The 16,610-nt window shown below is 74.1% G+C and carries 14 protein-coding genes; 4 read left to right on the top strand and 10 right to left on the bottom strand.

Annotation, left to right across the window (positions count from 1 at the left end; all coding sequences use genetic code 11):
• The first annotated feature begins 23 nt into the window (after positions 1-23).
• Positions 24-1,496, top strand: coding sequence for a serine hydrolase domain-containing protein (locus tag AMK33_RS36310; protein WP_073937299.1), 1,473 nt, complete (start codon positions 24-26; stop codon positions 1,494-1,496).
• Here the strand turns inward: AMK33_RS36310 and AMK33_RS36305 are convergent.
• From AMK33_RS36305 to AMK33_RS36275, 7 genes are all read right to left on the bottom strand, one after another.
• Positions 1,467-3,038: a serine/threonine-protein kinase gene (locus tag AMK33_RS36305; protein WP_201263141.1), complete on the bottom strand. Its 1,572-nt coding sequence runs from the start codon at positions 3,036-3,038 to the stop codon at positions 1,467-1,469. The two genes, AMK33_RS36310 and AMK33_RS36305, sit on opposite strands and share 30 nt — an antisense overlap.
• Before the next feature lie 78 nt (positions 3,039-3,116).
• Entirely contained in the window at positions 3,117-4,076 is a 960-nt protein-coding gene (locus AMK33_RS36300; protein WP_073937297.1) for a threonine/serine dehydratase, read from the bottom strand.
• Between the two features lie 80 nt (positions 4,077-4,156).
• Positions 4,157-4,834, bottom strand: coding sequence for an AIM24 family protein (locus AMK33_RS36295; protein ID WP_073937296.1), 678 nt, complete (start codon positions 4,832-4,834; stop codon positions 4,157-4,159).
• A gap of 71 nt (positions 4,835-4,905) precedes the next feature.
• Positions 4,906-6,207, bottom strand: a complete 1,302-nt coding sequence (locus tag AMK33_RS36290) for a CAP domain-containing protein (RefSeq protein ID WP_073937295.1) — start codon at positions 6,205-6,207, stop codon at positions 4,906-4,908.
• 87 nt (positions 6,208-6,294) lie between these two features.
• On the bottom strand, positions 6,295-6,648 hold the full coding sequence (locus tag AMK33_RS36285; RefSeq protein ID WP_073937294.1) for a UBP-type zinc finger domain-containing protein: 354 nt from the start codon (positions 6,646-6,648) through the stop codon (positions 6,295-6,297).
• Positions 6,645-8,114, bottom strand: a complete 1,470-nt coding sequence (locus AMK33_RS36280; RefSeq protein ID WP_073937293.1) for an ATP-binding protein — start codon at positions 8,112-8,114, stop codon at positions 6,645-6,647. The genes AMK33_RS36285 and AMK33_RS36280 overlap by 4 nt, the downstream gene beginning before the upstream one ends.
• The gene (locus tag AMK33_RS36275; RefSeq protein ID WP_073937292.1) at positions 8,111-9,787 is read right to left on the bottom strand and encodes an FAD-dependent oxidoreductase; all 1,677 of its coding nucleotides are present in this window, start codon (positions 9,785-9,787) and stop codon (positions 8,111-8,113) included. Before AMK33_RS36275 ends, AMK33_RS36280 begins: the two co-directional genes overlap by 4 nt.
• A gap of 179 nt (positions 9,788-9,966) precedes the next feature.
• On the opposite strand from AMK33_RS36275, the gene AMK33_RS36270 reads away from it, so the two are divergent.
• Positions 9,967-10,839: a universal stress protein gene (locus AMK33_RS36270; RefSeq protein ID WP_073937291.1), complete on the top strand. Its 873-nt coding sequence runs from the start codon at positions 9,967-9,969 to the stop codon at positions 10,837-10,839.
• Between the two features lie 19 nt (positions 10,840-10,858).
• Here the strand turns inward: AMK33_RS36270 and AMK33_RS36265 are convergent, their stop codons facing one another.
• The 3 genes from AMK33_RS36265 to AMK33_RS36255 are packed head-to-tail and all read right to left on the bottom strand — an operon-like array spanning position 10,859 to position 14,135.
• The gene (locus AMK33_RS36265; RefSeq protein ID WP_073937290.1) at positions 10,859-12,091 is read right to left on the bottom strand and encodes a DUF4032 domain-containing protein; all 1,233 of its coding nucleotides are present in this window, start codon (positions 12,089-12,091) and stop codon (positions 10,859-10,861) included.
• Positions 12,092-12,132: 41 nt separating this feature from the next.
• Positions 12,133-12,885 (bottom strand): MBL fold metallo-hydrolase, encoded by a 753-nt coding sequence (locus AMK33_RS36260; RefSeq protein ID WP_073937289.1) that lies wholly within the window; start codon positions 12,883-12,885, stop codon positions 12,133-12,135.
• A 50-nt stretch (positions 12,886-12,935) separates the two neighbouring features.
• Positions 12,936-14,135 carry an acyltransferase family protein gene (locus AMK33_RS36255; protein WP_073937288.1) on the bottom strand — a complete coding sequence of 400 codons (1,200 nt, stop codon included), beginning with the start codon at positions 14,133-14,135 and terminating at the stop codon, positions 12,936-12,938.
• 142 nt (positions 14,136-14,277) lie between these two features.
• On the opposite strand from AMK33_RS36255, the gene AMK33_RS36250 reads away from it, so the two are divergent.
• Positions 14,278-14,982: a TetR/AcrR family transcriptional regulator gene (locus AMK33_RS36250; protein WP_235618297.1), complete on the top strand. Its 705-nt coding sequence runs from the start codon at positions 14,278-14,280 to the stop codon at positions 14,980-14,982.
• Positions 14,919-16,592 (top strand): FAD-binding dehydrogenase, encoded by a 1,674-nt coding sequence (locus tag AMK33_RS36245; RefSeq protein WP_073937287.1) that lies wholly within the window; start codon positions 14,919-14,921, stop codon positions 16,590-16,592. Before AMK33_RS36250 ends, AMK33_RS36245 begins: the two co-directional genes overlap by 64 nt.
• Positions 16,593-16,610 lie beyond the last annotated feature (18 nt).

Raw genomic sequence — 16,610 nt, 5'->3', positions numbered from 1 at the left:
GTGCCCCGGGCAGGATGCCCCTCATGACTGCCCACCCGCTCCCCACCGCCGACCCCGCCGCCCAAGGCGTCGACGCGTCCGGCGTCCACGCCTTCCTCGACGCCCTCGAAGCCGCCCCGGACATCGAGCCGCACAGCCTGATGATCCTGCGCCACGGCCGGCTCGTGGCCGCCGGCTGGTGGGCGCCGTACACCGCGCGGCGCCCGCATCTGCTGTACTCGCTCAGCAAGAGCTTCACGGCGACCGCCGCCGCCCTCGCCGAGGCCGAGGGACTGATCGACTTCGACGCCCCGGTGCTGTCGTACTTCCCGGAGTTCGAGGCCGACGTCACCGACCCGCGCAGCCGGGCGATGCTGGTCCGGCACGTGGCGTCCATGGCCAGCGGCCACGAGAGCGAGACCGTCGACGCGGCGTACGGCACCGACCCCGCCGAACCCGTGCGCGGCTTCCTGCTCCAGCCGCCGCAGCGCGACCCGGGCACCGTCTTCGCGTACAACCAGCCCTGCACGTACACCCTCGGCGCGATCGTGCAGCGGGTCACCGGGCAGACCCTCACCGACTATCTGCGGCCCCGGCTGTTCGACCCGCTGGGCATCGGCGAGACGCTGTGGCAGCGGGACCGCACCGGCCGCGAGATCGGCTTCAGCGGACTGCACGCCGCCACCGACGCCGTGGCCAGGCTCGGTCTGCTGTACCTGGACGACGGGGTGTGGCGGGGCGAACGGCTGCTGCCCGAGGGATGGGTCGCCCGCGCCTCGCGCCCGCACATACCGACCGCCGGTGCCATGGGGGAGCAGGACCGGCAGGACTGGGACCGCGGCTACGGACACCAGTTCTGGATGTCCCGGCACGGATTCCGGGGCGACGGGGCGTACGGGCAGTTCTGCCTCGTCCTGCCCGAGCACGACGCGGTGATCGCCGCGACCACGGCGACCGAGCGGATGCAGGAGTACCTCGGCCTGGTCTGGCGGCACCTCCTGCCCGCCTTCCACCCGGCGCCGCTGACCGGCCGTCAGGCCGCGGACACCGCCCTGCGCGAACGCCTCGAACGGCTCGCCCTGCCCCCGGCCGGGGGCGGCCCCGTACCGCCGGAGCGGGCCGGGGACTGGTCCGGCGCCGCGTTCACCCCGGAGGGCGGGGGCTGCGGCGACCAGCCGAAGCTGACCGCGGCCGAGGTCACGGCGGACGCCGACGGCGGCTGGACGCTGACCCTCACCGAGGACGGCGAACGGTTCGACGCACGGTTCCTCGACGGGCAGGGGTGGACGACCGCCGAGAAGCCCGTCCCGGCCGCCGCGAGCGGCGGCTGGGCCGACGGCGACACCCTCGCCGTGGACCTGGTGTTCCTGGAGACGCCGCACCGTCTCCGGATCACCTGCTCCCTCACCGGCCGGACCTTCCGGGCCCGCTGGTTCACCCGCCCGCTGCACGAGTGGCCCCTGCGCAGGCTGCGCGCCCCGCGCGGCTCAGTCCGCGGCGGGCCGGAACGTCCGTAGGAAGGTCCGCAGGGCCTCCCGGCTCGCGGGTTCCTCCCAGCCGGCGGCCGGGGTCGTCCAGCGCAGCGAGAAGCCGCGCCCGCCGCCCAGCAGGAACCCGCGGCCGAAGGTGCGCACCCGGGCGCCGCCGGCCTCGGCGTACCACTCCAGGTCGGCGGCCTCGCGCCCCTGGTACGTCGTCGCCCGGATCCCGCCGATCCGCTTGTAATCGTCGCCGGACCGCTCCAGGCGCGGCTCCACGTCGTCCCGCCACACGGCCACCGCGTCCGACCCCACCCGCTCGCTGTAGGTGACGGCGAGCGTGCGCGGGTCCCCGTCGGCGCCGAAGGTGACGCGGTAGCCCCGGTCGGAGCCGCGGGAGGTGTCCAGCCGCTCCCAGCCCTCGGGCAGCGCGACGGAGAAGCCCTCCGGGGCGTGGTAGGCGCGGTAGCCGGGCGGGAGGCCGCCCGCGCCGTCCGACGGGGAGGGGGACGGGGTGGGCGCGGACGGGTCCCCGGGCCCGTCCGGTGGGCCGGCCGGCGCGGACGCCGAGGGCGGCGGCGCGTCGGCGGCGGAGCCGGCGCCGGCGCCCGGCAGCCCCCGCGCCGCGGCGAGCACGGCGACCGCCACCGTGACGACGGCCAGCGCGGTGCCGAGGAGCGTCGTCCGCCTGCCCCACTCCCGGCCCGCGTACCGCACGGTGCCGGTGCGCCCGCCGTGCGGCCGGGGGCCCGGCGCCGCCGGGGCGGCACCCGGGTCCTCCCGCAGCACACGGGTGAGCGCCCCGCGGACCACCTGGCGGGTCAGCCGCTCCCGCGGGTCCTTGCGCAGCAGCCCCTGGACGACCTGGGTGAGCGGGCCCGCCCGTACCGGTGCGCGCGGCGGCAGCCGGTCCACGCCCTTCAGCGTGGCCTCGGGCCGCCCGCGGTCCCGGAACGGCGGACGCCCCTCCAGCATCGTGTAGAGGATCGCGCCCAGCGCCCACAGGTCCGCGGCGGGCCCGATCCGCTCGTCGCGGGCCTGCTCCGGGGAGGCGTACGACGGTGCCGTGAGCCGGGGCGCCGGCACCGTGCCGGCCAGGCCGTACCCGGTGACGACGGCCGGCCCGCCCTCGCGCAGGAACACCTGGCCGGGGCTGAGCTCGCCGTGCGTGACGCCCCCGGCGTGCGCGGCCTCCAGCACGTCGAGCAGCTCCAGCGCGACGCGGGCGGCCCGCACCGGGGTGAACGTGCCCTCCTCGGCGAGGACATCGTCGAGCGGTGTGCCGTCGATCCACGCGGTGACGGTCCACAGGAAACCGGCCTCCTCGACGGTGTCGACGACGCCGGCGATCCGGCCGGGGCACAGTCGCGCCACGCTCTCCGTCGCCCGCGGCGCACGGGAGGGCGCGCGGCGCGCGCCGGCCGTGTCCTGCGGGAGCCCGACCTGGGTGACCAGGCACGGGCGGCCGGTCCGCAGATCGTCGGCGTACCAGCGGACGCGGTTGGTCTCGCGATGGGTGATCTCGACCAGCCGGTAGCGTCCGGCGACCGGCCGTTCCGTGGAGACGTGCGCCCTGCCCATGGCCATCCCCCGTCGAACCGCCGGCTCCCGCTTCCCCCAGTGGTACGGGAAGCGGGCGGGGTCCGTTCAACGGGAGGCTCAGCGAAGCTCGAAGTGTTCCGTCCAGGCGATCATGTCGCCGGTGGTGGCGTTGCCGCCGCACACCACGAGACCGAGCCGGGCCCCCTCGCCGGCCCGCTCCAGCACCCGCCGCGCGGCGGGCAGCAGACAGCCGGCGGCCGGCTCGGCCCACACCTTGGCGTGGTCCGCGAGCTCCAGCGAGCCCCGCACCGCCTCCCGGTCCGGTACCACCAGCACCTCGGTGACCAGCTCCGACACATGCTCGTACGTCAGCGGGGAGACGGCCGGGGCGCTGAGCGTGGAGACGATCGACGTCAGCTCCACCGGCACCGGGCCGCCCGCCGCCAGCGCCTCGGACATCGCCTGCGCGCCCTCGGTCTCCACGCCCCAGATCCGCACCCCGGGCCGCAGCGCGCGCAGCGCCGCCGCGACGCCGGAGATCAGCCCGCCGCCCCCGATGCTCACCAGGACGTCCGTGAGGTCACCGGCGTCCGTGGCGAACTCCAGCCCCACCGTGCCCTGGCCGGCGACCACCACCGGGTCGTCGAAGGGGTGGACCAGGGTCAGCCCCTCCTGCTGGAGCCGGGACATGAGCGCGAACGCGCCGTCCATGTCGTCGGTCAGCCGCACCGACGCGCCCGCGGACTCCGCGATCTCCACGGCCCGCAGGGGCGCCGAACGCGGCATCACCACCGTGGCCTTCACGTCGAGGGCCGCGGCCATCACCGCGAGGGCGATCCCGTGGTTGCCGCCGCTCACCGCCACGACCCCGGCGGCCCGCTCGGCCTCGCTCAGCGACAGCAGCTTCGCCGCCGCGCCCCGCACCTTGAACGAACCGGTGCGCTGCAACAGCTCCAGCTTCGTGGTGACCGGGGCCCCGAGCAGTGCCGACAGGCCGGGGCTCGGCACGGTCGGGGTCCGCACCACGTGCCCGGCGATCCGCTCGGCCGCGGTCTCGATGTCGGCGATCCCGATCACGACTGCCACCTCTCCGGCGCGGGGGTGTGATCCGTGCCGTCATCCACCCTGACCCGCGCGGCGGCCAAGGTCAACATCGCTCAGTGCTGCTGGGCTTTCTGCGGTGTCGCCTCACTGGGCCGGACGACGACGTACCCCTCGCCCTGCAGCATCAGCTGCACGGCCTCGCCCGACCCGCCGCGCAGCATCGAGCCCAGCGACTGGGAACGGTGCAGCGAGGTGGCCAGGCCCGCGGTCCAGCCGACGATCGCGTCCGTGTCCACGTACACCGGGTACTGCGGCGACACCGGGATCACCAGCGGATTCCCCTCGCACACCAGCCCCAGCCGGCCCTGCCCGGTGAACACGCTGTTGAACAGCCCGCCGCCGGTGATGCCGGCGCCCTTCACGGTCGCGATGCGGTACGACAGCGAGGAGTCGAAGCACAGGACGTTGCGGCCGTTGACGGTGAACTCGTCGCCCGGGTCGACGTCGACGACGAAGCAGTTCTGCGCCTCGTGCGCGAACCAGGCCTCGCCCTGGCCGCGCACCGCCATCAGCGGCAGCCCCTCGCCGGTCACCGCCCGTTTGAGCATGCCGCCGACGCCCTGGCCCTTGCGCTCGAACTGGAGATTGCCGCGGTAGGCGATCATCGCGCCCTGCCGGGCGTGCATCTCGCCGTCGACCGTGTAGCGGATGCATTTGGCGTTCTCGACGGTCATGCCCGCGGTCGTGGCCGGCTGCACCATGTGCTGACTGGAAAACAGATCACCCTTCATACAGGCATCCTCGCCCGGACTGTCCCCCTCCGCCAGGATCACGCGCGGACGGGACCGGGACCGGCGCGCGGTCAGCCACCGAAGAGCTGGGTCCAGTACGTGCCCGCCCGGCCGCCGCCCGCGAATCCGACGCCGATGTGGGAGAAGCCGGCCTTGAGGATGTTGGCGCGGTGACCGGGGCTGTTCATCCACCCCTGGACGACCTCGGCGGCCGAGCGCTGTCCGCACGCGATGTTCTCGCCGATCGTCCGCAGTGCCGAGCCCGCGGCGGCGGCCCGGTCCCAGGGTTCGCCGCCGTCGGGCGCGGTGTGGGAGTAGAAGTCGCGGGCCACCATGTCGGCGCTGTGCGCCTGCGCGGCCGCGGTCAGCAGGGGGTCGTGGGACAGGGGCGGCAGTCCGGCGCGGGCGCGCTCCCGGTTGGTGAGGTCGATGACCTCGCCGGTCGTACGGTTCAGCCCGTCCGGGGTGAGCGGACTGGCCCACAGCGCCGTCCAGTAGAGGTCGCCGGACCCGTCGCAGGACCCCACGGCGGCATGGGTGAAGGAGGGGTCGCACACGGTGCGGCGGGCCGCGTCGTGGCGCAGGCAGTGGTCGACGAACCGGTCGACCGTGAGCGGCCCGGAGACCAGGTGCTCGCCGACGGTGAGGTACGGATATCCGGCGGCGACGACCCGCTGGTGGACGGAGACGCCGTCCACGCCCTCGACACCGAGGCGTCCGCCCCGCGCCATCATGCCGGCGTGCTCCCGCGCCGCGCCGGCCAGCCGCGCGTCATGGGCGACCGGAGGTGAACCGGCGGCGGCCCGGACGGAGTTCACCAGTGCGAGGAAGCCGTCCCCGGCGGCCGGACCCACCGGGGCGGCGGGCGCCGTGCGGGTGGCGGCCGCCCCGTCGTCGTCCGCCACGTCGACCCCGAAGTCCCGTGCGAGACCGGCCAGTCCATCGGCGTATCCCTGCCCCAGGGCGCGCAGTTTCCACTCCCCGCCGCGCCGGTAGACCTCCGCGAGGAGCAGCACGGCCTCCTGTCGCACCCGGGGCGGGGAGAACCGGGCGAGCGGGCGTCCGCCGGCGCCGGCGACCTGGAGCACGGGGGCGGGCAGGCCGCTCAGCGGGGTGCCGGGCTCGGTGGGGCTGACGGCCACCGTGACGCGCGCGGCACCGGGACGCAGCGCCGACGGGTCGACGGTGAGGGTGTCCCCGACGAGCCGGGCGCCCGGCGCGGACGGCTGGTTGTAGAACACGAAGTCGCCGTCGCCCCGCACCTTCCCGCCGTCGTCCGTGATCAGCGCGGACACGTCGAAGGGGCCGGGCACCCGGACGGTCACGGCACCGCCCGGGAGGGCCAGATTGCCGCCGGGGACCAACTCCTGCATCGCGCCGCCCTGCTGTCGTCGTACACGGACCGGTGGGGGTGTCCGGACAACGACGATCGGCGGCCGCGGGTTCCCGGCCGCGGTTCCTCAGCGGCGCAGCGCCTGAGCCCAGTTCGACGGCACCCGTCCCGCCGGGCCCGGCGACGGCTGGTCCGCCGGGTGGCTCACGGGCGGGGCCAGGTCGGGGCCGGACTCGTACAGCTCGTTCGTGGCGTAGTCCCAGAACCAGTCCTCGCCCGGCTCGTAGCTGCGGACCACGGGATGCCCGGTGGCCTCGAAGTGCGCCGTGGCGTGCTGCCCCGGCGAGCTGTCGCAGCAGCCGATGTGGCCGCACTGCGCGCAGCGCCGCAGATGGAACCACCAGCCGCCCGCGGCGTCGCAGTCGGCGCAGCCCGCGCCAGTCGGGGGAACACCGGGGTCGATGGCGTGGTCGCTGGTCATGCGGGCTCCTCGGGGGTGTCGTCGGGGGCCGGAGCGGTGAGCGGCAGCAGCACCTGGAAGCGGGTGTCGCCCGGCTCGGACTCGAACCGCAGGGTCCCGTGGTGCCTGTCGACCACGATCCGCCAGGAGATGTCCAGTCCGAGGCCGGTGCCCTCGCCCACCGGCTTGGTGGTGAAGAACGGGTCGAAGACCCGGTCGCGGACCTCCGGCGGGATGCCCGTGCCGGTGTCGCCGAACTCCACCAGCAGCCGGTCGTTCTCCCGCGCGGTGCGCACGGTCAGCGTGCCCTGCCCGTCGTCCGCGCCCGCGCCGTTCATGGCGGAGACCGCGTTGTCGATCAGGTTGGTCCACACCTGGTTGAGCTCCGCCGGGTACGCCGGGATCCGCGGCAGCGCGCGGTCGTACTCCTTGACCACCTTGATCCGCTGCCCGAACTTCCCCGACAGCATCAGCAGGGTGCTGTCGAGGAGTTCGTGCACGTCGGCGACCTGGAAGGGGGCGCGGTCGAGCTGCGAGTACTGCTTGGCGGCGCCGACGAGGTGCGAGATGCGGTTCGTGGAGTCCGCGATCTCGTCCATGAGCAGTTCCGTCTCGACCGTGTAGCTGAGCCAGCCGACCGCCGACGGCAGCGTCGCCTCGTCCACGGCGGCGGCGACCTGGTCCAGCCAGTCCAGGTCCAGTCCGGCCTGGACGAACGTCGGGGCGATCCGCCAGCCGTCGGGGATGCCGTGGTCGTCCAGCCAGTCGGCGAGCGCGTCCTCCCGGTCCGACGCCTCCAGCGGGCTGAGCACGGGCGCCTTCGCGACCCGTTCGGCCGTCCGCTCCTGGATGTCGATCAGATGGGCGAGGGTCTCGCGGTCGTAGGTGCCCGCGGAGATGACGCGCAGCTTGTGCCGCATCTTGCCGACGCGTTCGCGCAGCGTCGCCGTCGCCCGTACGGCCGCCGCGGCGGGGTTGTTCAGTTCGTGCGTCAGCCCGGCCGACAACGAGCCCAGCGCCAGCAGCCGTTCGCGCTGGCCGATGGCGCGCTGGGTGTTCTTCGAACCGAAGAACAGCCCCTCCAGGAGGTGGACCGCCATCGGGAACCACTCCCGCATGATGCTCGCGAACGTGTCCGCGGGCACCACGAAGAACCGGGTCGGCTCCGTCACGCGCATCGAGTTGTTGTAGACCTGCCGCACCCGGTCCCCGAGGTACGCCTGCATGGCCCCCGCGTACACCCCGCGCTGGGAGGTGCGGCTGATCTCCACGTCGTCCCCGCCCACCCGGCGGGACAGCACGACGGTGCCCTCCAGCATCACGTAGAAGCAGGTGGCGGGGTCGCCCTCGGCGTAGACCGGCCCGGGTTCGAACCGCTCCACCCGCCCCTCGGCGCAGAGCCGTCCGAGCTGCTCGGCGGTGAGCTTCTCGAACAGGAACAGGGAGCCGATCTCCCGCGGGCTGCACGGCATCGGCCGCCCGCTCACGACTGCTCCAGGTACCGGTGGACGAGCATCACGGCCATGGCTCCCTCTCCGACGGCGGACGCGACCCGCTTGGCGGACTCCGCGCGGGCGTCGCCCGCGACGAACACGCCGGGCACGTTGGTCTCCAGGTGGTACGGCGGCCGGTCCAGCTCCCAGTCGGCCGGTGGCCGCCCGTCGGGGGTCAGATCGGGCCCGGCGAGGATGAACCCGCGTTCGTCCCGCAGCACCGTGCCGTCCAGCCAGTCGGTCAGCGGGGCGGCACCGATGAACACGAACAGCCACTGCGCGTCGACGAGTTCGGTGCCTCCGCTGCCCGTGTCGCGCAGCGTCAGCCGCTCCAGACGGCCGTCGCCGTGCGCGCTCTCGACGACCGCGCCGCACCGCACCGAGATGTTCGGCGCCCGGTCGATCTGCTGGATCAGGTAGTGCGACATCGACGCCGCCAGATCCGGCCCGCGCACCAGCAGCGTCACCGACTTGGCGAACCGGGACAGGTACATCGCGGCCTGCCCGGCCGAGTTGGCGCCGCCGACGATGTACACGTCGTGGCCCTGGCAGGCGGCGGCCTCCGTCAGCGCGGACCCGTAGAAGACCCCGCAGCCGTTGAGGTCGTCGCAGCCGGGCGCGGCCAGCCGCCGGTACGACACCCCGGTCGCCAGGATCACGCTGTGCGCGGCGACCGACGACCCGTCGGAGAACCGTACGACCCGGGCGGAACCGTTGACCTCGAGACCCGTGACCTCCCGCGCGGTGAGGATCTCGGCGCCGAACCTCGTGGCCTGCCGCCGCGCCCGCTCGGTGAGCTGCGCCCCCGACACGCCGTCGGGGAAGCCCAGGTAGTTCTCGATCCGGGAGGACTGCCCCGCCTGCCCGCCGGTCGCCGACCGCTCCACCAGCACGGTCCGCAGCCCCTCGGAGGCCCCGTAGACCGCCGCGCCGAGCCCCGCCGGTCCGCCGCCGATCACCACCAGGTCGTAGAAGTCTGCCTCCGGGGTCGTCGCCAGGCCCACCTGTGCGGCGAGGTCCACGGACTCCGGCTCCACCAGCGGCGTCCCGTCCGGGGTGATCACCACCGGCAGCCGCATCCCGTCCTCGCCCGCGGCGGCCAGCAGCCGCCGGCCCTCCGGCTCGTCGGCGGAGTACCAGCGGTAGGGCACCTGGTTGCGGGCCAGGAACTCCCGTACGTCCGAGGAGCGCGCCGACCAGCGGTGCCCGACCACCTTGGTGCTGGGCACCGGCCGGTAGTCGCTGCACCGCCAGGCCTCCAGGAGGTCGTCCAGGACCGGGTAGAGCTTCTCCTCCGGCGGGTCCCACGGCTTGAGGAGGTAGTGGTCGAGGTCGACGACGTTGATCGCGTCGATCGCCGCGCCGGTGTCCGCGTACGCGGTGAGCAGCACCCGCCGCGCACCGGGGTGGATGTCGAGGGCCTGCTCCAGGAACTCGATGCCGTTCATCCGCGGCATCCGGTAGTCGGCGAGGATCACGGCGACGAGGTCGCCGCGCAGCTTCAGTTCGCGCAGCGCGTCCAGCGCGGACTCGCCGGACTCCGCGCGCACGATCCGGTACGACGCCCCGTAGCGCCGTCTGAGGTCCCGGGCCACGGCGCGGGAGACGCCCGGGTCGTCGTCCACGGTCATGATCACGGTCCGCGCCGCTTCGGCGGCCTGTGTCATACGTCCCCCACGTCGTGCGGTCGGATCCCCGGCGCGGCGGGCCCCGGCCCGGCCGCGGCCACCGCACCGGCCCTGCCCATCGTATGTTCGACGGCGCTCCCGCGCTCGGGTATGCGCGAGCCTCGGAGCGTGGGGAAGACTGGATCACGCGAAGCGGACACGACACCGGGAGGAACCGCATGACGCGCCCGATCACGGCAGGGATCGACGGAACCGGGGAGAGCCTCGCCGCGCTGGCCTGGGCCGCGCGGGAGGCGGTCCGCCGGGGACTGCCGCTCAGGGTGGTGCACGCCTGGCGGTTCGAGGCGCACGACGCGGTGGACACGGGGGACAGGGCCACGCAGGAGCAGTGGGTGCGCGCGTCGGTGGAGGAGGCGGTCCGCGCCGTCGGTGAACGCCACCCCGATCTCGCCGTGACGACGGACGTCCTGGAGGGCGACGCCGTGCGGACGCTGACCGGTGCCGCCGCGGACGCGGAGCTGCTGGTGCTCGGCTCGCGCGGACACGGGCGGATCATGGGCTTCCTGGTCGGCTCGGTCGGCCAGCAGGTGATCGTCGACGCCGAGCGCCCCGTGGTGTTCGTGCGGGCCGGGGACCAGGCGTCGAACGAGGTCGCCGGACACGAGATCGTCGTCGGCCAGCAGGGCGACCCCGAGGACAGCGCCGCCGCGCTCGGCCTCGCCTTCGAGACCGCGGCCCGGCGCGGGGCCACGGTGCGCGCCGTACGGGCCTGGGCCCTGCCGCCGGTGTTCGCCTACAGCCCCGCCTCGCTCCAGCTCCTCGACGAGGCCGGCGGCCTGGAACCGTTCGAGCAGAAGGCGCTGGCGGCGGCCCTCGCGCCGTGGCGGGAGCGCTATCCGGACGTGCACGTGATCGAGCACGTGGAGATGGGCAGCGCCGGACAGGTGCTGCTGTCGGTGGCGGGCACCGCCCAGCTCATGGTGGTCGGCCGCCGCGCCCACCGCACGGCCGTGGGGGCCAGGATCGGCTCGGTGGCCTACGGCGTCCTGCACCACGCGGACTGCCCGGTGGCGGTCGTTCCGCCGACCTGACCCCGCGCGCTCCGGCCGGCTAGTCGTCCGTCGGCCGGAGCGTCTCCCGCGCCTTCGGCAGGATGTTCCTGATGTAGTCCTCGACGGCCGTGTCGAGCCCGATGTCGTGCTGCGCCCGCTCGGACAGGTACCAGCGGTGCTCCAGCAGTTCGTGGTAGATCTCCGCGGCGTCCACCGGGCCGCGCAGCTCCGGCGGCACGGACCGCACGGTGGGCCGGAAGACCTCGCGCACCCAGCGGTGGGCGAGGACCTCCGGGCGGGCGCCGAGGGGATCGCCGGGCGCGTAGTCGTCCTGGGTGGCCATCCAGCTCTCCAGGTCGTTCAGCAGCCGCCTGGCCTGGTTCTCCTCGGCGTCCAGGCCGGTCAGGCGCAGCAGTTGCCGCTGATGATGGCCGGCGTCGACGACCTTGGGCACGAAGGTGACGGTGTCGCCGTTGGAGGCGTGCTCGATCTGCATCTCGGCCACGTCGAAACCGAGGTCGTTCAGCCGGCGGATACGGCGCTCGATGTAGTGGTGCTTGCCCGCCGGGTAGACGGAGGTGCGGGTCAGCTCCTGCCACAGCCCCGTGTAGCGGGCGCAGATCTCGGTGCCGAACTCGATCGGGTCGACGGAGGGGTGCAGCGCCCCGGAGGCCTCCAGGTCGAGCAGCTCGCCGCTGATGTTGACGCGCGCGAGATCGAGGTCGTACTCCCGCTGGCCGACGCTCAGTTCCGGGTGCAGGTCCCCGGTCTCGGCGTCCACGAGATACGCGGCGTAGGCGCCCGCGTCGCGCCGGAACAGCGTGTTGGACAGCGAGCAGTCGCCCCACGCGAACCCGGCCAGGTGCAGCCGCACCAGCAGCACGGCGAGCGCGTCCATCAGCCGGTGCATGGTCGCCGGGCGCAGCGTCGTCTCGAACATCGACCGGTACGGCATCGAGCCGCCGAGGTGACGGGTGATCAGCACGCTCTCCAGCGGCTCCCCGGCGGTGTCGGTGCGGCCGGTGACCACGGCGAGCGGGTCCACCGCCGGGATGCCGATCCGGTCCAGGTCGCGCAGCAGCTCGTACTCGCGCAGCGCGGGCCGCCGGGCGAGCTCCTTCACCGCGATCACCTCGTCGCCGGCACGCGCGTAGCGCACCACGTGCCGGGAGATGCCGCGCGGCAGCGGCACCAGGTACTCCTCCGGCCACTCCTCCAGCGGCAGCTGCCACGGCAGTTCCAACAGGAGCGCGGGGTGCTCCGGGTTGGTGGCGTTGATCTGCAGTGCCATGGCGGGGGTGTCCTCGTCTCGTGGGCGATCGTCGTCTCACCCTATTGCGCGCGCTCCCGGGCCAGCCGGGCGGCGTCCCGTACGGGCCCCTCGTGCAGCGGGCCGTGTCCGGGCAGCAGCAGGTCGCCGTCCAGTTCCGCCAGGACGTCCAGCGAGGCCACGGCGGTGGCGCGCTCGTGGTGGAACATGTCCGTCAGCATCTGCGGTCCCTCGGTCCGCGAGGTGGGATGGCCGCTCACCAGGGCGTCGCCCGACACCACCACCCCGGTGTCCGGGAAGTGGAACGCGCAGTGCCCGGCGGTGTGGCCGGGCGTGTGCACGGGCACGGGCCGGCCGGGCAGATCGAGCGGACCCGGACCGGCCCCCGGGAACGGCTCGGGCGCGGTGACCGCCACGTCCGCCGTCCCGCCGGAGCGCAGGGCGTGCGCCGCCCAGGGCAGCACACCCGGCCGCCAGCCGTTGCGCAGCACCTGCCCGACGGTCACCTGGTGCAGGAAGTCCCGCCGGGCGTGCGGCACTTCGGCCTTGTGGGTGTACACGGGAGTGCCGTACGCGGCGCTCAGGTGCTCGGCGGAGCCCAGGTGGTCGCTGTGGGCGTGCGTGATCAGTACGGCCGTCACCGCCTCCGGTGAACTCCCCACCTCCGCGAGGGAGGCGAGCAGTCCCTCGCGGTCGCCGGGGTAGCCGGTGTCGATCAGTGTGACGGCGTCCCCCTCGGTCAGGATCACCCAGTTGGTGTTCGTGCCGTGCACCAGGAAGGTGCCGTCCGCGACGTGCCGCACGGTTGCTCGCATGATCGTCCCGAGTCCAAGTCGTTGCTGTCCGAGGCGAGTAGGAAAGCAGATCACCGCGCGGGCGCGGGCGGAGGGGTGCGCGGGTCCGGGCGCATCCCGAACAGGAACCGGGTCACCGCCCACCTGCGCACCCCGTACTCGTACAGCGCGAGGACCGCCGTCAGTGAGGCGGCCACGATCACCGCGTACTTGACGGCCATCGGCGCGGACCAGCCGACCACGCCGTACGCGAAGGCGACCACGACCGGCTGGTGCAGCACGTACAGCGGCAGGGCGGCGACGGCCAGATACGGCAGCATCCCGCCCCGGCCGCTCCGTACGCGCGGGCGCCGCGGCCGGTCCAGCAGGCCGAGGATCGCGATCACCCAGCACCAGCCGGCCGCCCCGAACAGCGCCCTGGTCACCAGCGCGGACGGGGTCCACGCGGTGAACGGGTCGTCCCCGGCGACGAAACCGGGCGCGGTCCCGGCGAACAGCACCACACCCAGCACGCCCACGGGGACCGCGGTGCGGCGCGTCGCCTCCCGGACCCGCTCGTCGTCCGCGAGGGCGAAACCGTGGACGAAGAACAGCAGGTACGCCCAGCGGTTCCAGCCCGCGAAGCCCTCCTCCATGCCCAGCAGCGCGTTGACGGCGGCGAGCGGCAGCGCGGGCAGCAGGAGCAGCGCGGGGCGGCTCCGGAGCGCGGGCGCCACACGGCCGGCCCCGGCCGCCAGCCGGGCGGCGACCGGCGCGAGCAGCAGGCAGAAGGCGAGCAGCAGGACGACGAACCACAGGTGCCCGGTCTCGAAGTGGTCGCCCTCCAGGACGAAGGGGAAGTCGGCGAGGTCCGGCCGCACGGACAGGAAGCGCGCCCAGAACCTCCCGTACGGCTCGTCGTACCCGGGGTCGGCGGCACGCAGCCGCAGCCACTGGGGGAGGGGGCACAGCACGGCCGTCGCGAAGACCAGCGGGACGCCCAGGCGCAGCAGCCGTTCCCGGGCGAACCCGGCGGGCCCCCGCCGGCGGATCGAGTGCCGGGCGCCGAGACCGGCGACGAGGAACAGCATGGGCATGGCCCACACCACGCCGAACCCGGCGAGGACGGTGACGGCGTCCGTGGTCCGCGCGTTCTTGACGTAGAAGTCGTCGTCCGGGGAGAAGACGAGGGCGGTGTGGAAGAACACCAGCCCGAGGACGACGAGGGCGCGCAGCACGTCCAGTTCGCCGCGCCGGCCCGCCCGTGCCCCGTTCCCCGTGTCCGCGCCCATCGGCCCCTCCCCGCCCGGGTGCGGCCCAGTGTGGGGGAGCGGGGGCGGGGAGGACAGGGCTCCGGTGTGAACTCCGCGGCTCCCGGACCTTTCGATACACCGGCGTATCGGATACGTTCCCGTATCGAACGAAGGGACGGCCATGGCGGTGGGCGGTACGGAGAGGCGTGTCACCAGGCGCCGGCTGCGCACGCGCGCGAACCTGCTCGAGGCCGCGTTCGCCGTCTTCGCCGCCAAGGGCTTCGGGCATGTCTCGATCGAGGAGGTCTGCGAGGCCGCCGGCTACACCAGGGGCGCCTTCTACTCCAACTTCGCCGGCCTGGACGAACTGTTCTTCGCCCTCTACACGGAGCGCGCCGAACTGATCGCCGAGCAGGTCGCCGGGGCCCTCGCCCAGGACGGACCCGACCTCGACGTGCCCGCCGCCGTGGACCGCGTCACCGAGGTCCTGCTCCTGGACCGCGACTGGCTGCTGGTGAAGACCGACTTCCTGGTGCACGCCGCCCGCGACCCGGAGGTGGCGCGCGCCCTGCTGGAGCACCGGGCGCGGCTGCGGCGGGCCGTCGAGGACCGCCTCGCCCGTGCCCGCGGCCACACCGGACTGCCCGCCGTGCTCGGTGACGTCGAGGGCGCCGCGCACGCCGTGGTAGCCGCCTACGACGGTGTCACCACCCAACTGCTGCTGGACCGGGACGTCGCGGGAGCCCGGGCCTGGCTGAGACAACTGCTGACCGCGCTGCTCACCGGACAACAGTCACCGCGCAACAGGAAGGGACGGTCGCCATGGATGCCGACGTCATCGTCGTCGGAGCGGGACTCGCGGGCCTCGTCGCGGCCCACGAGCTGACCAGCAGGGGCCGCAGGGTCGCCCTGGTCGACCAGGAGAACGCCGCCAACCTCGGCGGGCAGGCCTTCTGGTCCTTCGGCGGGCTGTTCCTCGTCGGCTCGCCCGAGCAGCGGCGCCTGGGCATCAAGGACTCCTTCGACCTCGCCTGGAACGACTGGCAGGGCAGCGCGGGCTTCGACCGGCTCGACGACGAGGACACCTGGGCGGTGCGCTGGGCGAGGGCCTACGTCGAGTGGGCGGCGGGGGAGAAGCGGTCCTGGCTGGACAGTCACGGCATCACCTTCCTGCCCACCGTCGGCTGGGCCGAGCGCGGCGACCTCCGCGCGGACGGCCACGGCAACACCGTGCCCCGCTTCCACATCGCCTGGGGCACCGGCACCGGCGTCGTCGCGCCCTTCGTCCGGTACGCCCGGCAGGCCTCCCGCGACGGACTGCTCACCTTCCACCACCGCCACCGGGTCGACGAACTCGTCGTCGAGGGCGGCACCGCGCGCGGGGTGCGCGGCACCGTACTGGCGGAGGACAACGCACCGCGCGGTGTCGCCTCCAGCCGCGAGACGACCGGCGAGTTCGAGCTCACCGCCCAGGCCGTGATCGTCACCAGCGGCGGCATCGGCGCCGACCACGACATCGTCCGCCGGTACTGGCCCGAGCGGCTGGGCACCCCGCCCCGCGAGATGGTCACCGGGGTCCCGGCCTACGTCGACGGACGGATGCTCGACATCAGCGCCCGCGCGGGCGTGCGGCTGGTCAACCGGGACCGCATGTGGCACTACACCGAGGGCCTGCGCAACTGGGACCCGATCTGGCCCGGACACGGCATCCGCATCCTGCCCGGACCGTCCTCGATGTGGTTCGACGCCCTCGGCCGCCGGCTGCCCGACCCCTGTCTGCCCGGCTACGACACCCTCGGCACGCTGAGGCACCTGCGCACCACCGAGGACATCGCCGGACACGACCACTCCTGGTTCGTCCTCACCCGGAGGATCATCGAGAAGGAGTTCGCGCTGTCGGGCTCCGAGCAGAACCCCGACATCACCGCCAAGGACCGGGCCGGCTTCCTGCGCACCCGTGTGCTGGGCAAGGGCGCCCCCGGCCCGGTGGACGCGTTCCTGCGCAAGGGCGCCGACTTCGTGACCGCCCCCACCGTCGAACAGCTCGTCGAGAAGATGAACGCCCTCACCGACAAGCCGCTGCTCGACGCGGCCGTCGTACGCCGCCAGATCGAGGCCCGCGACCTGCAGATGGCCAACGCCTACAGCAAGGACGCCCAGGTACAGGGCATCCGCAACGCCCGCCGCTACATCGGCGACCGCCTCGGCCGCGTCGCCACCCCGCACCGCATCCTCGACCCCGCGGCCGGTCCGCTGATCGGCGTCAAGCTGAACATCCTCACCCGCAAGACCCTCGGCGGCATCCAGACCGACCTCGACTCCCGCGCGCTCGGCGCCGACGGACAGCCCGTCGAGGGCCTGTACGCGGCCGGCGAGGTGGCGGGCTTCGGCGGCGGCGGTGTCCACGGCTACAACGCCCTGGAGGGCACCTTCCTCGGCGGCTGCCTCTTCTCGGGCCGGGCGGCGGGGCGCGCGGCGGCCGCGCGGACCGCCTAGGGCCTGTCCGGTGGGTCA

Source organism: Streptomyces sp. CB02400 (genome assembly GCF_001905725.1).
Lineage (GTDB): Bacteria > Actinomycetota > Actinomycetes > Streptomycetales > Streptomycetaceae > Streptomyces > Streptomyces atrovirens.
This window is presented reverse-complemented; position numbering and strand designations above follow the sequence as displayed.

Coding starts and splice junctions, on each gene's coding strand:
- AMK33_RS36310 (WP_073937299.1), top strand. CDS start 24: ATGACTGCCCACCCGCTCCCCACCGCCGACCCCGCCGCCCAAGGCGTC.
- AMK33_RS36305 (WP_201263141.1), bottom strand. CDS start 3,038: ATGGGCAGGGCGCACGTCTCCACGGAACGGCCGGTCGCCGGACGCTAC.
- AMK33_RS36295 (WP_073937296.1), bottom strand. CDS start 4,834: ATGAAGGGTGATCTGTTTTCCAGTCAGCACATGGTGCAGCCGGCCACG.
- AMK33_RS36290 (WP_073937295.1), bottom strand. CDS start 6,207: ATGCAGGAGTTGGTCCCCGGCGGCAATCTGGCCCTCCCGGGCGGTGCC.
- AMK33_RS36285 (WP_073937294.1), bottom strand. CDS start 6,648: ATGACCAGCGACCACGCCATCGACCCCGGTGTTCCCCCGACTGGCGCG.
- AMK33_RS36275 (WP_073937292.1), bottom strand. CDS start 9,787: ATGACACAGGCCGCCGAAGCGGCGCGGACCGTGATCATGACCGTGGAC.
- AMK33_RS36270 (WP_073937291.1), top strand. CDS start 9,967: ATGACGCGCCCGATCACGGCAGGGATCGACGGAACCGGGGAGAGCCTC.
- AMK33_RS36265 (WP_073937290.1), bottom strand. CDS start 12,091: ATGGCACTGCAGATCAACGCCACCAACCCGGAGCACCCCGCGCTCCTG.
- AMK33_RS36260 (WP_073937289.1), bottom strand. CDS start 12,885: ATGCGAGCAACCGTGCGGCACGTCGCGGACGGCACCTTCCTGGTGCAC.
- AMK33_RS36255 (WP_073937288.1), bottom strand. CDS start 14,135: ATGGGCGCGGACACGGGGAACGGGGCACGGGCGGGCCGGCGCGGCGAA.
- AMK33_RS36250 (WP_235618297.1), top strand. CDS start 14,278: ATGGCGGTGGGCGGTACGGAGAGGCGTGTCACCAGGCGCCGGCTGCGC.
- AMK33_RS36245 (WP_073937287.1), top strand. CDS start 14,919: ATGGATGCCGACGTCATCGTCGTCGGAGCGGGACTCGCGGGCCTCGTC.